This is a genomic window from Mesorhizobium sp. ESP7-2, from assembly GCF_020164715.1.
In the GTDB taxonomy this organism is placed as follows: domain Bacteria; phylum Pseudomonadota; class Alphaproteobacteria; order Rhizobiales; family Rhizobiaceae; genus Mesorhizobium.
In genome coordinates, this window is record NZ_JAIUGQ010000002.1 from 174,991 (window position 1) to 193,186 (window position 18,196).

The window sequence follows — 18,196 nt, forward strand, 5'->3', positions numbered from 1 at the left end:
GGCTGCTGCCGGGCCATGAAGCGGAGGCCGGTCCCGAAAGGCGGAATCCGGCCTCGTCAGGCAAGGAACAGGCTTGCGGCCTGTCAATATCCAAGCGCTTCGCCCGATGCCGCGCGGCTGTCTATGGCGCCATTGTAGCGCGCGCCACCGCCCTTCTCGATTTCCGCCAGGCTCTTGCCACCGACCAGGATTCCGGCCGCCTGACCCCAGGTCTGGTCAGCGAGATCGAGGTGATACCCCATGCCGGCCAGCAGCCTTTCGGTGTCGGGCGAAAGTCCGAACGGCTCGACATAGACGGTGTCGGGCAACCATTGATGATGGATACGCGGCGCGTCGATCGCTTGCTGGATGTTCATGCCGTGATCGATGACGTTGACGATCGCCTCCAGCGTGATGGTGATGATGCGCGAACCGCCGGGGCTGCCAATGACCATGAACGGCTTGCCGTCCTTGGCCACGACTGTCGGGCTCATGGAGGACAGCGGCGTCTTCTTCGGCTGGATGGCGTTGGCTTCGCCCTGCACGAGGCCATAGAGGTTGGGCACACCGGGTTTCTGGGTGAAGTCGTCCATTTCGTTGTTGAGCAGGATGCCGGTGCCGTCGGCGACGACGCCAGCGCCGAAGGAGCCGTTCAGCGTGTAGGTGACCGCGACCGCATTGCCGTCCTTGTCGATGATCGAATAATGCGTCGTCTCCTTCGATTCGCCGAAGCCCTTCGGCATGAGGTCCTGCGACACGCCGGCGTGGAACGGATCGATCTTGTCGCGGATGTCCTTGGCATAGGCTTTATCCAGCAGCTTGGAGACCGGGTTGTCGACGAAATCGGGATCGCCGAGCGCCGAGTTGCGGTCGACATAGGCGTGGCGCATCGCCTCGACCATGACATGCACGGTCTCGGCCGAACCAGCACCGAGATAGGAGAGCGGATAGCCCTCCAGCACATTGAGGATTTCGCAGATGATGATGCCGCCCGAGCTCGGTGGCGGCGAAGAGATGATCTCGTAACCGCGATAGGAGCAGGTGACGGGCTTCAGTTCGCGCACCGTATATTGCTCGAAATCACCCTTGGCCAGAATGCCACCCTTGGCGCCGCTCGCCTTGACGATGGCGTCGGCGATGGCGCCTTTGTAGAAGGCATCGGCACCTCTTTCGGAAATGGCCGAGAGCGACGCGGCAAGATCGTGCTGCGCCAGCTTCTCGCCGATGCCATAGGGCTTGCCGTCCGGTTTGAGGAAGATGGCGGCCGCCGCCGGATCCTTCGCCAACCTTTCGGCGCCGCCGGCGAATGAAGCCGCATCGCCCTGATTGAGGATGAACCCCTCCTTGGCATAGGCGATCGCCGGCGCCATCAGGTCCTGCCTGGACAAGGTGCCGTATTTCTGGCGCGCCATTTCGAAACCGGCGACGGAACCGGGGACGCCGACCGCGAGATAGCCGTCGAGGCTGGCGCCCTTCACGGGGTTGCCGTCCTTGTCGAGATACATGGTCTTGGTCGCGGCAAGCGGCGCCCGCTCGCGGAAATCGAGGAAGGTCGATTTGCCGTCCTTGAAGCGGATGGTCATGAAGCCGCCGCCGCCGATATTGCCGGCGTTGGGGTAGACCACGGCCAAGGCATAGCCGACGGCGACCGCGGCATCGACGGCGTTGCCGCCCTTCTTCAACACCTCGACGCCGACTTCGGAAGCCAGATGCTGGGCCGTGACGACCATGCCGTTCTCGCCCTTGGCGGGTGCTGGAGAGGCGGCGAAGGCCGATGGCGAAAAGGCGAAGGTGATGGAAAGGCTGAGGGCGATCAGCGTTCGGCGAGTGAGGTGCATGGCGGGGCTCCTAGGCGGGGGACGCTTAGGAAAGACCGTTGGAGCGCGTTAGTCCAATAACAATTGAAGTAGCGAGCGGCTCCTACTCGATGGCTTCGGTTGGTCGACCTCTTCGAGGATAGGAATTTCCAAAGTCGGCGCCGCCCCTCATCGCCCTGCCGGGCACTTCTCCCCGTATAGGGACGGGGAGAAGGGTGCTCTCGCCGTCGGTTTCGCCAATCGTCAACGTGGCAGAACAAGTGCCGAGGTCGCGGCCATCTCCCTTCTCCTCGTTCACGGGGAGAAGGTGCCGGCAGGCGGATGAGGGGCAGCGCCGACGCCGACAATTATCGAAGATTTGTCCGAAGCGATCCCAGATTTCGCCTTCAAACAATCCCGCCGGAGCCGCCGGCGACCGCCGGGCGTTCCGCCGCGACCTTGGCGCGGTAGCCCGCTGACCGGTAGGCGGCGACAGGATCGATGGCGCCGCCGGTTTTCAGCCGCGCCATGGCCAGGATCGGCTCGATGTCGGTGCGGTAAGCTGCCTTCAGCGTCTGCGTCGCCATCAGCGCGTCATTGCCGTCCTGAAAACCTTCGAGCGCCTTGCGGTCGACCAGCAGCGCCTGCGCATAGGCGCGCTGCACTTCGACCGCCGACAACATCAGGCTTTCGATCGGGTCGGTGACGTTGTGGCTTTGGTCGAGCATGTGCGCCGGGTCGAAACCCTCGGCGCCGGAAAGCTCGGCATCGACCAGTTCGTTGAAGACCAGGAACAGCCGGTAGGGGTCGATCGAACCGGCGTCGAGGTCATCATCGCCATATTTGGAATCGTTGAAATGGAAGCCGCCGAGTTTCTTGAACTGGATCAGCCGCGACACGATCATCTCGATGTTGACGTTGGGTGCGTGGTGGCCGAGGTCGACGAGGCAGAACGCCTTGTCGCCCAATTCCTTGGCGATGATGTAGTTGGTGCCCCAGTCCTGCACGACGGTGGAATAGAAGGCGGGCTCGTACATCTTGTGTTCGGTGAACAGCTTCCAGTCGGCGGGCAGGCCGGCATAGACCTCCCGCATGGCATCGAGATAGCGCTCGAACGCCTTGGCGAAATTGACCTGGCCAGGGAAATTCGAGCCGTCACCGATCCACACCGTCAGCGCTTTGGAGCCCAGCGTCTTGCCGATCTCGATGCATTCGAGATTGTGCTCGATTGCCTGGCGACGCGTACCGGCATCGGCATGCGACAGCGAACCGAACTTGTAGGAGAGCTTCTGGTCCTTCGCATCCGAGAAAGTGTTGGAATTCATGGCATCGAAGCCGAGGCCGAAGCGGGAAGCCGCCTGCTTCAGCCGGTTCGGGTCGGCCTTGTCCCACGGGATGTGCAGGGAGACGGTCGGGGTCGCCTGCGTCAGTTGGCTGATGACAGCGCAATCCTCTATCTTGTCGAAGATATCACGCGGTTCGCCGGCACCGGGGAAGCGGGCAAAGCGCGTGCCGCCGGTGCCAACGCCCCAGGACGGGATCGCCACGGCGAATTTCTCGACCTTGTCCCTGATCGCATCGATGGCGATGCCGCGCCGGTCCAGCCGCTCGCCGAGCGAGGCGTAGTCGCGCTCGAGGTCGGCCTTGCGCGCGGCATTGTTCTTATCGACGATGTCGGCGGAAATGATGGTTTCGGACAACTGCTGTTCCTCCCAGTACTCGTTCGGCTGGCGCCGCCCCTCATCCGCCCTTCGGGCACCCTCTCCCCGTGAAACGGGGAGAGGGAAGGGTCCTTAGCGTGTAAAGCTCTGTGCGTTGCCGGCGTCGACATTGATGATGTTGCCGGTCGACTTGGCCGACATGTCGGAGGCCAGGAAATAGATCGCCTCGGCGATGTCTTCCGGAAAGACCGAGCGCTTCAGCATCGAACGCGAGCGGTAATGCTCTTCGAGATCGTCGGTCGACATCTTGTACGCGGCAGCGCGTTGTTCCTTCCACTCGCCGGTCCAGATCTTCGAGCCGCGCAACACCGCATCCGGGTTGACGACATTGACCCTGATCTGCGCTTCCGCGCCTTCCAGCGCGAGACAGCGGGCCAGATGAATCTCGGCCGCCTTGGCCGTGCAGTAGGCAGCGGCATTGGGTGACGCGGCAAGGCCGTTCTTGGAGGCGACGAAGACGACGTTGCCGCCGATCTTCTGCACCCGGAAAAGCCGGAACGCTTCGCGCGAGACCAGGAAATAGCCGGTCGACAGGATGTCCATGTTCTTGTTCCACAGCGCCAGCGTCGTCTCCTCGATCGGCGCCGAGGAGGCAAGGCCAGCATTGGAGACCAGAATGTCAATGCCGCCGAACTCGACTGCCGTCTCGGCGAAGCCGGCGACGACCTGATCTTCAGAGGTGACGTTGATGAGAGCCGCCCGGACGAAATCCTTGCCATAGGCCTTGGCCAGTTCCTCATTGGCGCCGGCGAGCGCCGCCTCGTCGATATCGGCCAGCACCACGCAGGCGCCTTCGCGCAGCAGGCGGTTGGCCGTGGCCCGGCCGATGCCGCCGGCGCCGCCGGTGACCAGCGCGATCTGGCCGGCGAGAGACTTCGGCTTCGGCATGCGCTGCAGCTTCAAATCCTCGAGCAGCCAGTATTCGATGTCGAAGGCTTCCTGCGCGGGCAGGCCGACATAGGACGAGACGGTCGAGGCGCCCCGCATGACGTTGATGGCGTTGACGTAGAACTCGCCCGAGATGCGCGCCGTCGCCTTGTCGCCGGCGAAGGTGAACATGCCGACGCCGGGCATCAGATAGACTACCGCGTTGGGGTCGCGGATGGCCGGCGAATCCGCATGCTTGCAGCTGTCGTAATAGGCCTGGTAGCCGACACGATATTCGGCAATGTCGTCTGCGAGGCGCGCTATGACGGCATCGACATCAGGCTTTGCCGGATCGAATTCGATGACCAGCGGGCGGATCTTGGTGCGCAGGAAGTGGTCCGGGCACGATGTGCCGAGTGCGGCCAGCGGGCGCAGATCCCTGGAGTTGACGAATTCGAGGACGGCGGAAGAATCGTCGAAATGGCCGAGCTTGTGGCTCTTTTCCGAGATTAGGCCGCGGATTTTCGGCATCAGCTTGGCCGCAATGGCACGGCGATCGGCGGCGTCGAGCGACTTCACCACCTCGCCTCCGAAGATCGCCACGCCTTCGGAGCGGCGCTCGAACCATTCGATCGCCTGGTTGATCACCGAAATCGTCGTCTCGTAGCACTCCTTTGGCGTGTCCCCCCAGGTGAACAGGCCGTGGCTTTCGAGGATGACGCCCTTGGCGGTGGGGTGTTCGAGGCAGAATTTCTCCAGCCACAGGCCGAGTTCGAAGCCCGGCCGTTTCCACGGCAGCCAGCCTATGGCATCGCCGAAGATTTCATTGGTCAGCGCCCTGGAATCCTTCGCCGCGGCAATGGCGATTATGGCATCGGGATGCATGTGGTCGACGAAGGGCTTCGGCACGTAGGCGTGCAGCGGCGTGTCGATCGAGGCCGCGCGTGGATTGAGGTTGAAGGTGCAGTGGGGCAGATAGCCCACCATCTCGTCCTCGTGCTCGACGCCGCGATAAAGCCCCTTCAGTGCCCGCAGCTTGTCCATGTAGAGGGTGGCGAAGCCGTCGAGTTTGATCGAGGCGCTGTCGCCGCCCGAGCCCTTGACCCAAAGCACCTCGACATTCTCACCGGTGAGTGGATCCTTCTGCCATATCTTCGAGGATGTGTTGCCGCCACCATAGTTGGTGACGCGCTTGTCAGAGCCGAGCGTATTCGAGCGATAGACCAGAAGCTCGGGCTCGCTCATCCCCTTCGCCTTCGCATCATCCCACAGATTGGCGAGGCGCGAGCCGGAGCGCTTGTCGAGCATAGGTAATCCTCCCTTGGGGCGCGGACGATGCGCTCCTTTTTCGCCGGGGAATGTCTACGCAAGAGGCGAGCTTGTCAATCACAAACGATCAATATCAATCATATTGCAGTGCACAATGAAATTATATGATCGGAAATGATTGACACTGCTCGTTTTGAGTGCCTAGATGCCGAGGCAGGGAGGAACGATGCACGAAAAAGAGCGCCACAGGATCATTCTGTCCGCCGTCCAGGAAAAGCCTGTGGTGACGGTACAGGAGATGGTCGACCTGACGGAGTCGTCCGAAGCGACGATCCGGCGCGATATCGCGGCCCTCCATGTCCAGAAGCGCCTGCGCCGCGTGCGCGGCGGCGCCGAGGCGATCTCGCCGCCTCAGTTCATCGGGCTGGCCGGCCGTCCCTTCTCGGTCAACGAAACACTCAACGCCGCGCAGAAGCGAGCCATCGCACGCGAAGCCGTGGAATTATGCAAGGACGGCGAGCCGATCATCATCAATGGCGGCACCACCACCTTCCAGATGGTGCATTTCCTGACCGGCCGCCGCATGCCGATCTTCACCAACTCGTTCCCGATCGCCGAGCATCTGCTCAAGCACTCCAAGAACACGGTGATGCTGTCGGGCGGCACGATCTATCGCGAGCAGAACATCATCCTGTCGCCCTTCGACAATGACGTGACGCGCAATTTCTATGCGCGCCGCATGTTCATGGGCGCGCAGGGGTTAGGGCCGCTCGGCCTGATGGAGGGCGATCCGCTGCTGATCCAGGCGGAGCAGAAGCTGATCGACCAGGCCGACGAACTGGTGGTGCTGGTCGATTCCTCGAAATTCCGCAAACGCTCCAGCCTGATCCTGTGCGGTCTTTCGCGCATCGCCACCGTCATCACCGATGACGGCATCGAGGACCGCGAAGCCAAGATGCTGGAAACCGCGGGGGTGACGCTGATCGTCGCCCGCAAGTCGACAAGGGAAGAATCTTCACTGCAGGCCTGAGACGAACTCACGCCGCAGCGGCGATGGAATGCAACGCTCAAGGGAGGAAATTCGATGAGCTTCTTGAAGAAACTGATGGTCACGGCGGCCTTCTCGGCCGCCATGTTCGTGAATGCCGCCTACGCGGAAAACGTCAAGATCGCGCTGGTGGTGAAGTCGCTCGGCAACGGCTTCTTCGATGCCGCCAACAAGGGTGCCGAAGAGGCAGCCAAGGAACTCGGCGACGTCGATATCATCTACACCGGCCCGACCAAGGCGACCGCCGAGGCGCAGATCGAAGTGGTCAATTCGCTGATCGCGCAGAAGGTCAACGCCATCGCGATTTCCGCCAATGACGCCGACGCGCTGGTGCCAGTGTTGAAGAAGGCCATGGAGCGCGGCATCACCGTCATCTCCTGGGATTCGGGCGTCGCCAAGGAAGGCCGCCAGCTTCACCTCAACCCGTCCGACACCGGCCTGATCGGCGAGACCATCATCAAGCTTGCCGCCGACTATCTGCCGGAAGGCGGCGACGTCGCCATCCTGTCGGCGTCCTCGACCGCGACCAACCAGAATTCCTGGATCGAAGCGGCCAAGAAGGTGCTGCCGGAGAAGTTCCCCAAGATCAAGCTCGTCGCCACGGTCTATGGCGATGACGACTCGGCCAAGAGCACCGACGAAGCCAAGGGCCTCTTGAAGTCCTATCCGAACCTCAAGGCGATCATCGCGCCGACCACCGTCGGCGTCGTCGCCGCCGCCCAGGTCGTCACCGACGAGAACCTGATCGGCAAGGTCAACGTCACCGGCCTGGCGCTGCCGTCGGAATTCAAGAAGTTCATCGACAACGGAGCCAGCCAGGCGGTTGCGCTGTGGAACCCGATCGACCTCGGCTACTCCGCCGTCTACCTCGCCCATGACCTGGCGGTGAAGAAGGAAGAAGCCAAGCCCGGCGCCACGCTGTCGATCGGCCGCGTCGGCAAGGTGACGCTCGACGACACCAATTCGGCCGCGATGGCTCCGCCCTTCAAGTTCGACAAGAGCAACATCGAGAAGTTCTCCAAGATCTATTGATCTCTGAGCCTTTCAAGCAGACGCGGCGGGGCTTTGGTCCCGCCGCGACTTCAAACGGACCTAGTTTCAGGGCTTGATACGATATGGACACGACGGCCCAACACAGCGAGACGAAGGAGCGGCCTCCAGCTTCTGCTCCACGCCTGACGCTGTCCGGCATCTCCAAGAGCTTTCCCGGTGTGCGGGCGCTGCACAATGTCAGCCTGTCGCTTTATCCGGGCCAGGTAACCGCGCTGATCGGCGAGAATGGCGCCGGCAAGTCGACGCTGGTCAAGATCATGACCGGCATCTACCAGCCCGACGCAGGCACAATCAGCATTGACGGCCAGGCCGTCACCTTGCCCAGCGCGCACGCGGCCTTTGGAGTTGGCGTCACCGCCATCCATCAGGAGACGGTTCTGTTCGACGATCTCAGCGTCGCCGAAAACATCTTTCTCGGCCATGCGCCGCGCACGCGCTTCGGCACCATCGATTGGCGCACGATGCGCAAGAATGCGCGCGAAGTGCTCGACACCATGCATGCCGCCCATATCGACGCCGATGCGCGGCTCAGGGACCTCGGCATCGCCAACAAGCATCTGGTCGCCGTCGCGCGCGCCATGTCGATCGACTCTCAGATCGTCATCATGGACGAGCCGACGGCCGCGCTTTCGATGAAGGAGATCGAAGAGCTTTTCCTCTTGATCGAATTCCTCAAGGAGCAGGGCAAGGCGATCCTGTTCATCAGCCACAAGTTCGACGAGATCTATCGCATCGCAGACCGCTATACCGTGTTCCGCGACGGCGAGATGGTCGGCGAAGGCCTGATCAGGGATGCCGGCCAGAGCCAGATCGTGCGCATGATGGTGGGCCGCGCGGTCGATCATATCTTTCCGCAGCGCAAGGCCGAGATCGGCGCGCCGGTGCTCTCCGTTTCCGGCCTGTCGCACCCGACCGAATTCAACGACATCGGCTTCGAACTGCACAAGGGCGAGATCCTCGGCTTCTACGGCCTGGTCGGCGCCGGGCGCAGCGAGGTCATGCAGGCGATTTCAGGCATCACGCGCACCAGCAGCGGCACGATCACGCTGGAAGGCAAGGCGATCGCGCCAAAATCGGCGGCTGAAGCAATCGAGGCCGGCATCGTCTACGTGCCGGAGGAGCGCGGCAAGCAAGGGGTGGTGATCGGCCTGCCGATCTTCCAGAATGTTTCTCTCCCATCGCTCGCCCGCACCTCCAAATCCGGCATGCTTCGGCTGGCGGAGGAATTTTCGCTGGCCCGTTCCTTTACAGAGAGGCTTGACCTCAGGGCTTCCTCGCTCAGCCAGGATGTCGGCACGCTTTCAGGGGGAAACCAGCAGAAGGTGGTTATCGCCAAATGGCTGGCGACGACACCCAAGGTGATCATCCTGGACGAGCCAACCAAAGGCATCGACATCGGCTCCAAGGCCGCCGTGCACGGCTTCATGGCGGAGCTCGTCGCACAGGGCCTGTCGGTGATCATGGTGTCGTCGGAACTGCCCGAAATTCTCGGTATGTCCGACCGCGTCGTCGTCATGCGCGAGGGCCTCGTCGCAGCGGTCTACGACAACAAGGGACTGGACGCCGAGACGCTGGTCAGGACAGCAGCGGGGATCGCGGCATGAAGGCTTTCCTGAAATACCGCGAAATCTGGCTGCTCGCGGCCATCGTCGTGCTGATCGGGCTGATCTCGACGCGCTTTCCCGCCTTTGCCGATGCAGGCAACCTGCGCCAGGTGTTCAACGACACCTCGATCCTGATGATCCTGGCACTCGGCCAGATGGTCGTCATCCTGACACGCTCCATCGACCTGTCGATGGCCTCGAACCTCTGCTTCACCGGCATGGTGGTGGCGATGCTGAACGCCGCGCATCCGGCGATCCCGATCCCGCTGCTGATCGCCGTCGCGCTTGCCGTCGGGCTGGTGCTCGGCGCAATCAATGGCCTGCTGGTGTGGCGGCTGAACATCCCCTCGATCGTGGTGACGCTGGGCACGCTCACCATCTATCGCGGCGCCACTTTCGTCCTGTCCGGCGGCGCATGGGTCAATGCCGACAAGATGAGCCCGGATTTCATCGGCTTCCAGCGCGCGGCTTTCCTCGGCATTCCAGTTTTGTCCTGGATCGCCATCCTGGTCATCGCGCTCTTCTTCGTGCTGATGACACGCACGCCGCTCGGCCGCTCGATCTATGCCATCGGCGTCAATCCGACGGCATCTGTCTATACCGGCATCGATGTCGGCCGCACGAAATTCATCGTCTTCTGCATCTCCGGCATGATCGGTGGCCTCTGCGGTTATCTCTGGATTTCGCGCTACGTCATCGCGTCGGTCGAGGTCGCCAACGGCTATGAGCTCAACATCATCGCCGCCTGCGTCATCGGCGGCATCTCGATCGCCGGCGGCATCGGTTCGGTCGGCGGTGCCGTGCTCGGTGCGCTGTTCCTCGGCATCATCTCCAACGCGTTGCCGGTCATCAACATCTCGCCCTTCTGGCAGATGGCGATTTCGGGCAGTGCCATCATCCTGGCCGTCGTGCTCAACGCGCGCGGCGAACGCCAGCAGGGCCGCATCATCCTCAAGAAAGTGGAAGCGGTGACATGACCGACGTCCCTGCCCCGCGCCACATTCCCGACCGACTCGACAAGCCGCTCTCTTCGGCGATCTTTTCCTGGGAAGCGCTGCTGGTCGTGGTGGCCATCGCGATCTTTGCCATCAACAGTTTTGCCTCGCCCTATTTCCTCGATCCGTATTCGCTGTCCGATCTCACCTTCAACTTCACCGAGAAGGGTCTGATCGCCTTTGCAATGGCATTGCTGATCATCTCCGGCGAGATCGATCTGTCGGTGGCCGCCATCATCGCGCTGGCATCGACCATGATGGGCATGGCGGTGCAGGCCGGCGCCGGCACGCCAGTGCTTGTCCTGATCGGCATCGTCGTCGGCCTCGGCTGCGGCGCCTTCAACGGGCTGCTGGTCACGCGGCTCGGCTTGCCGTCGATCGTCGTCACCATAGGCACGATGAGCCTGTTTCGCGGCATCGCCTTCATCATTCTCGGCGACCAAGCTTACAAGGGCTATCCCGAAAGTTTCGCCTTCTTCGGCCAGGGTTACGTCTGGTGGGTGGTGTCGTTCGAACTGGTGCTCTTCCTCATCGCGGCTGTCGTCTATTGGTCAGTGCTGCATCGTACGAGTTTCGGCCGCCGCGTCTTCGCCATCGGCAACAACCCGGTCGCGGCACAGTTTTCCGGCGTGCGAGTCGGCCGCATAAAATTCATCCTGTTTTGCCTGACCGGCCTGATGTCGGGCATCGCCTCGGTGCTGATCACCTCGCGGCTCGGCTCGACCCGGCCGTCGATCGCGCAGGGCTATGAGCTTGAGGTGATCACCATGGTGGTGCTCGGCGGTGTCAGCATTCTCGGCGGCGCCGGCAGCATCGTTGGTGTCGTGCTTGCCGCCTTCATCATGGGGCTGGTGACCTTCGGCCTCGGCCTGCTCAACGTGCCCGGCATCGTCATGTCGATCTTCATCGGCCTGCTGTTGATCATCGTCATCGCGCTGCCGATCGTCTGGCGGCGGTTGCGCGGGGGACGCCTGGCCTGATGCCCGAGAAATACGCATTCAAGATGATGCTCAAGCCCGGCATGAAGGCCGAGTACAAAAAGCGCCACGACGAAATTTGGCCGTCACTGGTCGCGCTGCTGAAACAGGCCGGCGTCTCCGACTATTCGATCCATCTCGACGAAGAGACCAACATCCTGTTCGGCGTGCTGTGGCGGCCCGATGGTCACGGCATGGATGATCTGCCGAAGCATCCGGTGATGCAGCGCTGGTGGGCTGAAATGGCCGACATCATGAAGACCAGGCCTGATAACGAGCCGGTGGCGGTGCCCCTGGAAATAATGTTCCATATGGAATGAGCGCGATCCGCCACATCGCCGTCATCGATATCGGCAAGACCAACGCCAAGGTGGCGCTGGTCGATCTCGCCACATTGAGCGAGGTGGCGCTGCGCCGCATGGCGAACGCACCGGTGCGACAGGCGCCCTACCCGCACCACGATGTCGAAGCGCTGTGGGCGTTCATCCTCGACAGCCTTGCCGTCCTCAACCGCGAACAGCGCATCGACGCGATTTCGATCACCACCCATGGCGCGACAGGCGTGCTGGTAGATGACTCCGGCGAACTCGTGCTGCCTGTTCTCGACTATGAATTCGACGGGCCCGACGAGCTTGCGGAAGGCTATGACGCGATCCGCCCGCCCTTCGCCGAGACCGGCACGCCGCGCCTGCCGCTCGGCCTCAATCTCGGGGCGCAATTCTTCTGGCAGCAGCAAAGCTTCCCGACGGAGTTCGCCAGGGCCGCCGCGATGCTGATGTACCCGCAATACTGGGCGCTGCGCCTGACTGGTGTCGCCGCCAACGAGGTCACCTCGCTCGGCTGCCACACCGATTTGTGGAACCCATGGACGGCGGATTTTTCGGCGCTTGTCGACCGCATGGGCTGGCGCGACCTGATGGCGCCCGTGCGGCCGGCCAGGGATCGTCTTGGCCCGATCCTGCCCGAGCTTGCGCAGCGCACCGGCCTCGACCCACAAACGCCGGTCCTTTGCGGCCTGCATGATTCCAATGCCTCCCTACTGCCGCATCTCCTGTCCGACGCGCCGCCCTTCTCGGTGGTCTCGACCGGCACCTGGGTGGTGTCGATGGCGGTCGGCGGCAAGGCGGTCGCACTCGATCCGGCAAGGGATACGCTCGTCAATGTCAATGCACTCGGCAACCCCGTGCCCTCGGCGCGGTTCATGGGCGGCCGCGAATTCTCGCTACTAACCGAAGGCTCGGCGCAGAACTGGAACGATAGCGACGTCACTGCGGTGCTGGCGCGCAAGACATTGCTTTTGCCTTCGATCCAGCACGGCTCGGGGCCATTTCCGCATCACACCGCCGCATGGCGCAAGGGCGAGGCGATCCCTCCCGGCCAGCGCTTTGCCGCCATCTCCTTCTACCTGGCGCTGATGACCGCCACCTGCCTCGACCTGATCGGCGGCGATGGCCCGACGACCGTCGAGGGACCTTTCGCGCGCAACCAGTTGTTCACGCGGATGCTTGCCGCGAGCAGCGGCCGCCCGGTCATCGCATCGGAAGCCGCTACCGGCACCAGCATCGGGGCCGCCCTGTTGGCGTCGGATCAGCGGGCCGTGCATGGCAAGGGCCAGACACAAGAGCCGCCGGCCGATCCGGCCTTGGCGGAGTATGCGCGCGCATGGCGAGCCGCGGTCAAGGCTATTGGCTGATCAGAGGATCCGCTTGCCGAAGGCCGACATGACGAAGTTGACCGCGTCGGTGCCGATCCTGGGCTCCAACTCGGCAGTCAGCCCCGAAACGCTCATCGACAGCAATCCGCCGGAAAGCGCGATCGCCTCCATCGCCTGATGCGTCTCGCGCACGGTGAGGCCGCCGGAACCAGCCGCCCAGCCGGCGAATTCGGTCACATCAGGCGAGTAGCTGACGTGAAAGCCTTGCGTGCCCGAGGTGGCGATGCGGATCGCCTCATGCATCAGGTCGCGCATGCCCATGGCGTCGATGTCGGTCATGGTGAAGGCCGAGACGCGCGAATCCTTCAGCACCCGCACTTCGGCCGGGTCGGCATGGCGCAGTCCGATGATGACGACGTTTTCCGGCGACAGCTGCGGCTGCAGCGCGCCGGCCTTGTGGTCGAGGCCAAGCGCGCGCGCCAGCACCGACACTTCCGGCAGGTCGATGCCGTCCTCTTCCTCCGGCATCAGCGCGGCGATGGAATCGATCCAGATCAGGCCGAAGGAATGCGTCGCACGGGCCGTCGCCGTCAGCGCCTTGTGCGCAATGCGTCGATCGGCGCCCGCGGCAAGCCGGATCAGGCCCGAGGGCGGCCGGTCGATGTCGGCCAGTTCGACGACGTCGAAATTCATTGCCTCCAGCCGGGCACCGGTTGCTTCGCGCGCGAGGATGCGAGCCGCTTCCGCTTCGGCCGAGATCGACACCATCTTGCGGCCGGAGAAATCCGCGACATCGTGCGTCGGTGCTTTTTCCACATATTCCGAGGTCATTGCCAAAAGCATGGCGCCATAGCTCATGCGGAAGGCGACGCGATCGCCAACGGCGAGCGGCGGATCGGCGTCCTGGACATCGAGCAGCAGATGGTCGCTCGACGCCCCCCGGGACCCGTATCCCCTTGGCGATCGGCGCCAACCCTTCGACCAGCACGTCCTCGCGGCCGATATTGGCGATGGCGCGCAGCCTGTCGCCTTCGTCGGGAAAGACAGGCTGGTTGCCGAAGGCGTCGTAGCCGGAGGTGCCTATCGGCCGTGACGTAGACGGCGGATGTTCTCGAAGCGCGATTCGGCGATCCCGGCGACGCCGCCGCGCAGCATGGCGCGCGCCACCTGCGGCATGCCGCAAGTCCCTTGGTGACGCCGAACACCTTGATGCCCGAAAGTGCGCAGCGGTCAACGACGGTGCGAGCGTTGCGCTCGATGTGGCCAAGGTCGATGGCGACTTGCGGTCCCGACCTCTTATCCCCTGTAGACCAGGCCCTGCGGGTCGATCTCCGGCTTGCGGCCGGCGACGAGGTCGGCGAGGAATTTTCCCGAGCCGCAGGCCATGGTCCAGCCGACATGGCCGTGGCCGGTGTCGAGGTAGAGGTTGCGGTATTTCGCCTGGCCGATGACCGGCACCGAGTTCGGCATCATTGGCCGCAAACCTGCCCACAGCTCGGCTTTTTTCTCATCGAAGGCGCCGGGGAACAGGTCCTTGCCGGTCCTGAACATGGTGGCGAAGTCGCTGGGCTTGTGGGTACGGTCGAAGCCGGTGAATTCGGCGGTCGAAGCCAACCGCAATCGATTGCCGAGGCGCGAATAGGCCATCAGCTGATCCTCGTCGGCGCCGCCCATGGTCGGGCCCTTGCTCTCATCCTCCAGCGGAATCGTCGCCGTATAGCCCTTCACCGGATAGACTGGCAGGTCGATGCCGTAGCGCCGGCCGAGCAGACCGCTTTCGGGACCCATCGATATGACGACGGCGTCGCCGGTGACCGGTCCGGCCGACGTCATCACCGCGCGGATCCGGTCGCCCTCGATATCGAGGCCCTCGACCGTGGTGCCGTAGCGAAACCTCACGCCAAGCTTTTCGGCGGCATAAGCAGCGAGCTTTTCCACGAACTGCCGGGAATCGCCGGTCTGGTCGATCGGCGAGTAGACGCCACCGGCGATCTTTTCCTTCACGCCGGCAAGACCTGGTTCAAGCTCGACCAGCCGGTCGCGGCCGACGATCTCGATCGGCAGGCCATGCTCGGCCAGATAGCGGTAATTGTCGGTGCCGGTGTCGAGACTGTGCTGCGAGCGGAAGAAGTAGAGGATGCCCTTCTTGCGCTCGTCGTAGTGGATGCCGGCATCGGCTGAAATGGCGTTGATGCAGTCGCGCGAATAGAGCGCGAGGCGCAGCTTGACCTGGCTGTTGGCACGCAGGCGGGCCACCGTGCACTGGCGCAGGAAGCGCAGGCTCCAGGCGAGGAAGTAGGGATCGAAGCGCAGCCGCACCTTGATGCCGAGATCATGGTTGTAGAGCCCGCGCAGGAACGTCCTAAGTGCCGCCGGCGAGGCCCACGCGGTGGCGTCGCCGGGAGACACCAGCCCGGCATTCGACTGGCTGGTGCCCCGCGCCGGCGCCGGATGACGCTCGATCACCGTGACTTCGTGACCGTCGGCGGCCAGGTAATAGGCCGCCGCCGTACCGACGACGCCGGCTCCAAGCACCGTTATCTTCATGCCATCCCCCAAAGCTCTTCGCGGCACCGCGCCTCCACGCCGTGTCGCGAATGCTTCCATAGCGCTTCGCCGCGCGCCTTGCGAGCCCCTGGGAACTTGTAAGCCCCTGGGGAAAGCGCCTCAGCTCCGCGCGGAGTTCTTGCTGGTCAGGATGCGCTCCCAGGCCAGCGCATCGTTGACGATCTGGTCGAGATCGTCACGCTGCGGGGTCCAGCCGAGTTCCGACCGGGCGAGATCGGAATTGGCAACCACCGCCGCGGCATCGCCGGGACGCCGGTCCCCCATCCTGACCTCGAAATCATGGCCAAAGGCGCGCCGCACGCTGTCGATGACCTCGAGCACCGAATAGCCGTGGCTGTAGCCGCAATTGGCGACGAGGCTGGCGCCGCCGGCGCGCAGCCGTTGCAGCGCCAGACGATGCGCGGCGGCCAGATCGCTGACATGGATATAGTCGCGCATGCAGGTGCCGTCGGGCGTCGGATAGTCGGTGCCGAAGACCTGCATGAACGGGCGCTTGCCGAGCGCGGTTTCGCAGGCGACCTTGATCAGATGGGTGGCGCCCGGCGTCGACTGGCCGGTGCGCCCCTTCGGGTCGGCGCCGGCGACGTTGAAATAGCGCAGCGCCGTGTAGCGCAGGTCATGGGCCATTGCCGCGTCGCGCAGCATCCACTCGCTCATCAGCTTGGACAGGCCATAAGGCGATTCGGGCGCCAGGCGGGCATCCTCGCGCACCGGCTCCAGTCCGGCGCCGCCATAGACGGCGGCTGTCGAGGAGAAGATGAAATTCGGCACGCCTTCGCGCACCGCGGTTTCGATCAGCGTGCGTGTCTTCGAGGTGTTGTTCTCGTAGTAGGCGAGCGGGTCGGCGACCGATTCCGGGACGACGATGGAACCGGCGAAATGGATGATCGCGTCGACCTTGTTTTCCCTGATGACCGAGCTCACCAATTCCTTGTCGGCGACGTCGCCGACGATCAGCCTTGCCTCCGGCGCCACCGCCCATTCGAAGCCGGTCGAAAGCCGGTCGAGAACGACCACGCTTTCGCCCGCATCCAGCAATTCCCAGACCATATGGCTGCCGATATAGCCGGCGCCGCCTGTCACCAAAACCGTCATCCAAATCCTCGCTTACCCAAGATCTATCGGAAACTGTCTCAACAACCGCCTTACTGGAAAGTCTGCCGTCTGCCCATTAAAACCCAAGGTAACCAGCGTTCACTTGATGTGGCATCGTGCTGAAACAAAAGTGAACCAAAGAGTGTGCCACGGATTGGGAATAGGCCACGATCCGCCGTCGTTAGGAACAGGTCCGAGGCGTGGCATTTTGACCAAATCGGCCCGGTGGACGACCAATAGGGCAATGATTATGATCCCGCGCAAAATTGGGAAGCCGACATGAATTACCAGCGTTTCTTCGAGGACGCGATCGACCAGCTGCATGCAGAGCGTCGCTACCGCGTTTTCGCCGACCTCGAGCGCATCGCGGGCAAGTTTCCGCGCGCCATCTGGCGCGCCAATGGCCGCGCCGAGGAAATCACCGTCTGGTGTTCCAACGACTATCTCGGCATGGGCCAGCATCCCGATGTCATCGCCGCGTTCCAGAACGCGGCAGGCAAGATGGGCTCCGGCGCCGGCGGCACCCGCAACATCTCCGGCACGTCCAACCCGCTGGTCGAACTCGAGCATGAGCTTGCCGACCTGCACGGCAAGGAAGCGGCCCTGGTGTTCACCTCCGGCTTCGTCTCCAACGAAGCCTCGATCTCGACCATCGCACGGCTCTTGCCCAATTGCCTGATCATCTCGGACGAGCTGAACCATGCCTCGATGATCGAAGGTGTCAGGCGCTCGGGCGCCGAGAAGAAGATCTTCCGCCACAATGACGTCGCGCATCTGGAAAGCCTGTTGCAGACGGCAGGCCGCGAACGCGCCAAGTTGATCGTCTTCGAAAGCGTCTATTCGATGGATGGCGACATCGCGCCGATCAAGGAGATCGTCGAACTCGCCGAGCGCTACAACGCCATGACCTATATCGACGAGGTCCATGCGGTGGGCATGTACGGGCCGCGCGGCGGCGGCATCACCGAGCGCGAAGGCCTGGCCGACCGTATCGACATCATCGAAGGCACGCTGGCCAAGGCGTTCGGCACGCTGGGCGGCTACATCACCGGCACCAGCGCTGTCATCGACGCGGTGCGCTCCTATGCGCCCGGTTTCATCTTCACCACCGCGCTGCCGCCGGCGATCGCCGCCGCGGCCACAACGTCGATCCGGCATCTCAAGCGCTCACAGGCCGAGCGCGACGCCCAGCAGCGGCAGGCGAGCCGAACCAAGCAGATTCTTGCCGCCGCCGGCCTGCCGGTGATGGAGTCCGCCACCCATATCGTGCCGGTGCTGGTCGGCGATCCGGAACTTTGCAAGATGGCTAGCGACCGCCTGCTCGGCGTGCACGGCATCTATATCCAGCCGATCAACTACCCGACGGTGCCGCGTGGCACCGAACGGCTGCGCATCACGCCGACGCCGTTCCATTCGGACGCGTTGATCGCCGAATTGCAGGATGCGCTGGTCGAAACCTGGGACGCGCTGGGCATTCCCTATGGTTCGGCGGGACGGCCTTCAGTGGCCAAGAGCGACCGCATCATCCCGCTCTTGGTGCCCAAGTCGGGCGGTTAAGCCCGCCACCTGC

At 63.3% G+C, this 18,196-nt stretch carries 14 protein-coding genes; 8 read left to right on the forward strand and 6 right to left on the reverse strand.

The annotated features are described in order from the left end of the window. Window positions 1–83: 83 nt before the first annotated feature. The 3 genes from ggt to LB543_RS03175 form a co-directional block, all read right to left on the reverse strand. Window positions 84–1,817, reverse strand: a complete 1,734-nt coding sequence (gene ggt, locus LB543_RS03165; protein ID WP_224613025.1) for a gamma-glutamyltransferase — start codon at window positions 1,815–1,817, stop codon at window positions 84–86. A 365-nt stretch (window positions 1,818–2,182) separates the two neighbouring features. Beyond that, entirely contained in the window at window positions 2,183–3,475 is a 1,293-nt protein-coding gene (rhaI, locus tag LB543_RS03170; RefSeq protein WP_224613026.1) for an L-rhamnose catabolism isomerase, read from the reverse strand. A gap of 93 nt (window positions 3,476–3,568) precedes the next feature. Next, window positions 3,569–5,671: a bifunctional rhamnulose-1-phosphate aldolase/short-chain dehydrogenase gene (locus tag LB543_RS03175; RefSeq protein WP_224613027.1), complete on the reverse strand. Its 2,103-nt coding sequence runs from the start codon at window positions 5,669–5,671 to the stop codon at window positions 3,569–3,571. A gap of 187 nt (window positions 5,672–5,858) precedes the next feature. Here LB543_RS03175 and LB543_RS03180 point away from each other — a divergent pair, with 187 nt between their 5' ends. The 7 genes from LB543_RS03180 to LB543_RS03210 all read left to right on the forward strand — a co-directional run bounded on the left by LB543_RS03180 (window position 5,859) and on the right by LB543_RS03210 (window position 13,002). Then, the gene (locus LB543_RS03180) at window positions 5,859–6,662 is read left to right on the forward strand and encodes a DeoR/GlpR family DNA-binding transcription regulator (RefSeq protein WP_140758870.1); all 804 of its coding nucleotides are present in this window, start codon (window positions 5,859–5,861) and stop codon (window positions 6,660–6,662) included. A 54-nt stretch (window positions 6,663–6,716) separates the two neighbouring features. Then, window positions 6,717–7,712, forward strand: coding sequence for a rhamnose ABC transporter substrate-binding protein (gene rhaS / locus LB543_RS03185; protein WP_140758869.1), 996 nt, complete (start codon window positions 6,717–6,719; stop codon window positions 7,710–7,712). An 83-nt stretch (window positions 7,713–7,795) separates the two neighbouring features. Beyond that, window positions 7,796–9,337 carry a sugar ABC transporter ATP-binding protein gene (locus LB543_RS03190; RefSeq protein ID WP_224613028.1) on the forward strand — a complete coding sequence of 514 codons (1,542 nt, stop codon included), beginning with the start codon at window positions 7,796–7,798 and terminating at the stop codon, window positions 9,335–9,337. After that, entirely contained in the window at window positions 9,334–10,314 is a 981-nt protein-coding gene (locus LB543_RS03195) for an ABC transporter permease (RefSeq protein WP_140758867.1), read from the forward strand. The genes LB543_RS03190 and LB543_RS03195 overlap by 4 nt, the downstream gene beginning before the upstream one ends. Beyond that, complete coding sequence (locus LB543_RS03200; protein WP_224613029.1) at window positions 10,311–11,312, forward strand: ABC transporter permease; 1,002 nt, start codon at window positions 10,311–10,313, stop codon at window positions 11,310–11,312. Before LB543_RS03195 ends, LB543_RS03200 begins: the two co-directional genes overlap by 4 nt. Beyond that, window positions 11,312–11,629 (forward strand): L-rhamnose mutarotase, encoded by a 318-nt coding sequence (rhaM, locus tag LB543_RS03205; protein ID WP_140758865.1) that lies wholly within the window; start codon window positions 11,312–11,314, stop codon window positions 11,627–11,629. The genes LB543_RS03200 and rhaM overlap by 1 nt, the downstream gene beginning before the upstream one ends. Continuing rightward, complete coding sequence (locus tag LB543_RS03210; protein ID WP_224613030.1) at window positions 11,626–13,002, forward strand: FGGY-family carbohydrate kinase; 1,377 nt, start codon at window positions 11,626–11,628, stop codon at window positions 13,000–13,002. Before rhaM ends, LB543_RS03210 begins: the two co-directional genes overlap by 4 nt. Here the strand turns inward: LB543_RS03210 and LB543_RS03215 are convergent, their stop codons facing one another. The 3 genes from LB543_RS03215 to galE form a co-directional block, all read right to left on the reverse strand. Then, window positions 13,003–13,806 (reverse strand): arginase family protein, encoded by an 804-nt coding sequence (locus LB543_RS03215; RefSeq protein ID WP_224613031.1) that lies wholly within the window; start codon window positions 13,804–13,806, stop codon window positions 13,003–13,005. A 453-nt stretch (window positions 13,807–14,259) separates the two neighbouring features. Beyond that, window positions 14,260–15,510 (reverse strand): D-amino acid dehydrogenase, encoded by a 1,251-nt coding sequence (locus LB543_RS03220; RefSeq protein WP_224613032.1) that lies wholly within the window; start codon window positions 15,508–15,510, stop codon window positions 14,260–14,262. Between the two features lie 120 nt (window positions 15,511–15,630). Beyond that, window positions 15,631–16,626: a UDP-glucose 4-epimerase GalE gene (gene galE / locus LB543_RS03225; protein ID WP_224613033.1), complete on the reverse strand. Its 996-nt coding sequence runs from the start codon at window positions 16,624–16,626 to the stop codon at window positions 15,631–15,633. Between the two features lie 279 nt (window positions 16,627–16,905). Between galE and hemA the strand changes: the two genes are divergently transcribed. Further along, a complete protein-coding gene (gene hemA, locus LB543_RS03230; protein WP_224613034.1) occupies window positions 16,906–18,183 on the forward strand; it encodes a 5-aminolevulinate synthase in 1,278 nt (425 codons plus the stop codon). The last annotated feature ends 13 nt before the right edge of the window (window positions 18,184–18,196 follow it).

Coding starts and splice junctions, on each gene's coding strand:
- ggt (WP_224613025.1), bottom strand. CDS start 1,817: ATGCACCTCACTCGCCGAACGCTGATCGCCCTCAGCCTTTCCATCACC.
- LB543_RS03175 (WP_224613027.1), bottom strand. CDS start 5,671: ATGCTCGACAAGCGCTCCGGCTCGCGCCTCGCCAATCTGTGGGATGAT.
- LB543_RS03180 (WP_140758870.1), top strand. CDS start 5,859: ATGCACGAAAAAGAGCGCCACAGGATCATTCTGTCCGCCGTCCAGGAA.
- rhaS (WP_140758869.1), top strand. CDS start 6,717: ATGAGCTTCTTGAAGAAACTGATGGTCACGGCGGCCTTCTCGGCCGCC.
- LB543_RS03190 (WP_224613028.1), top strand. CDS start 7,796: ATGGACACGACGGCCCAACACAGCGAGACGAAGGAGCGGCCTCCAGCT.
- LB543_RS03195 (WP_140758867.1), top strand. CDS start 9,334: ATGAAGGCTTTCCTGAAATACCGCGAAATCTGGCTGCTCGCGGCCATC.
- LB543_RS03200 (WP_224613029.1), top strand. CDS start 10,311: ATGACCGACGTCCCTGCCCCGCGCCACATTCCCGACCGACTCGACAAG.
- rhaM (WP_140758865.1), top strand. CDS start 11,312: ATGCCCGAGAAATACGCATTCAAGATGATGCTCAAGCCCGGCATGAAG.
- LB543_RS03210 (WP_224613030.1), top strand. CDS start 11,626: ATGAGCGCGATCCGCCACATCGCCGTCATCGATATCGGCAAGACCAAC.
- LB543_RS03215 (WP_224613031.1), bottom strand. CDS start 13,806: ATGCTTTTGGCAATGACCTCGGAATATGTGGAAAAAGCACCGACGCAC.
- LB543_RS03220 (WP_224613032.1), bottom strand. CDS start 15,510: ATGAAGATAACGGTGCTTGGAGCCGGCGTCGTCGGTACGGCGGCGGCC.
- galE (WP_224613033.1), bottom strand. CDS start 16,626: ATGACGGTTTTGGTGACAGGCGGCGCCGGCTATATCGGCAGCCATATG.
- hemA (WP_224613034.1), top strand. CDS start 16,906: ATGAATTACCAGCGTTTCTTCGAGGACGCGATCGACCAGCTGCATGCA.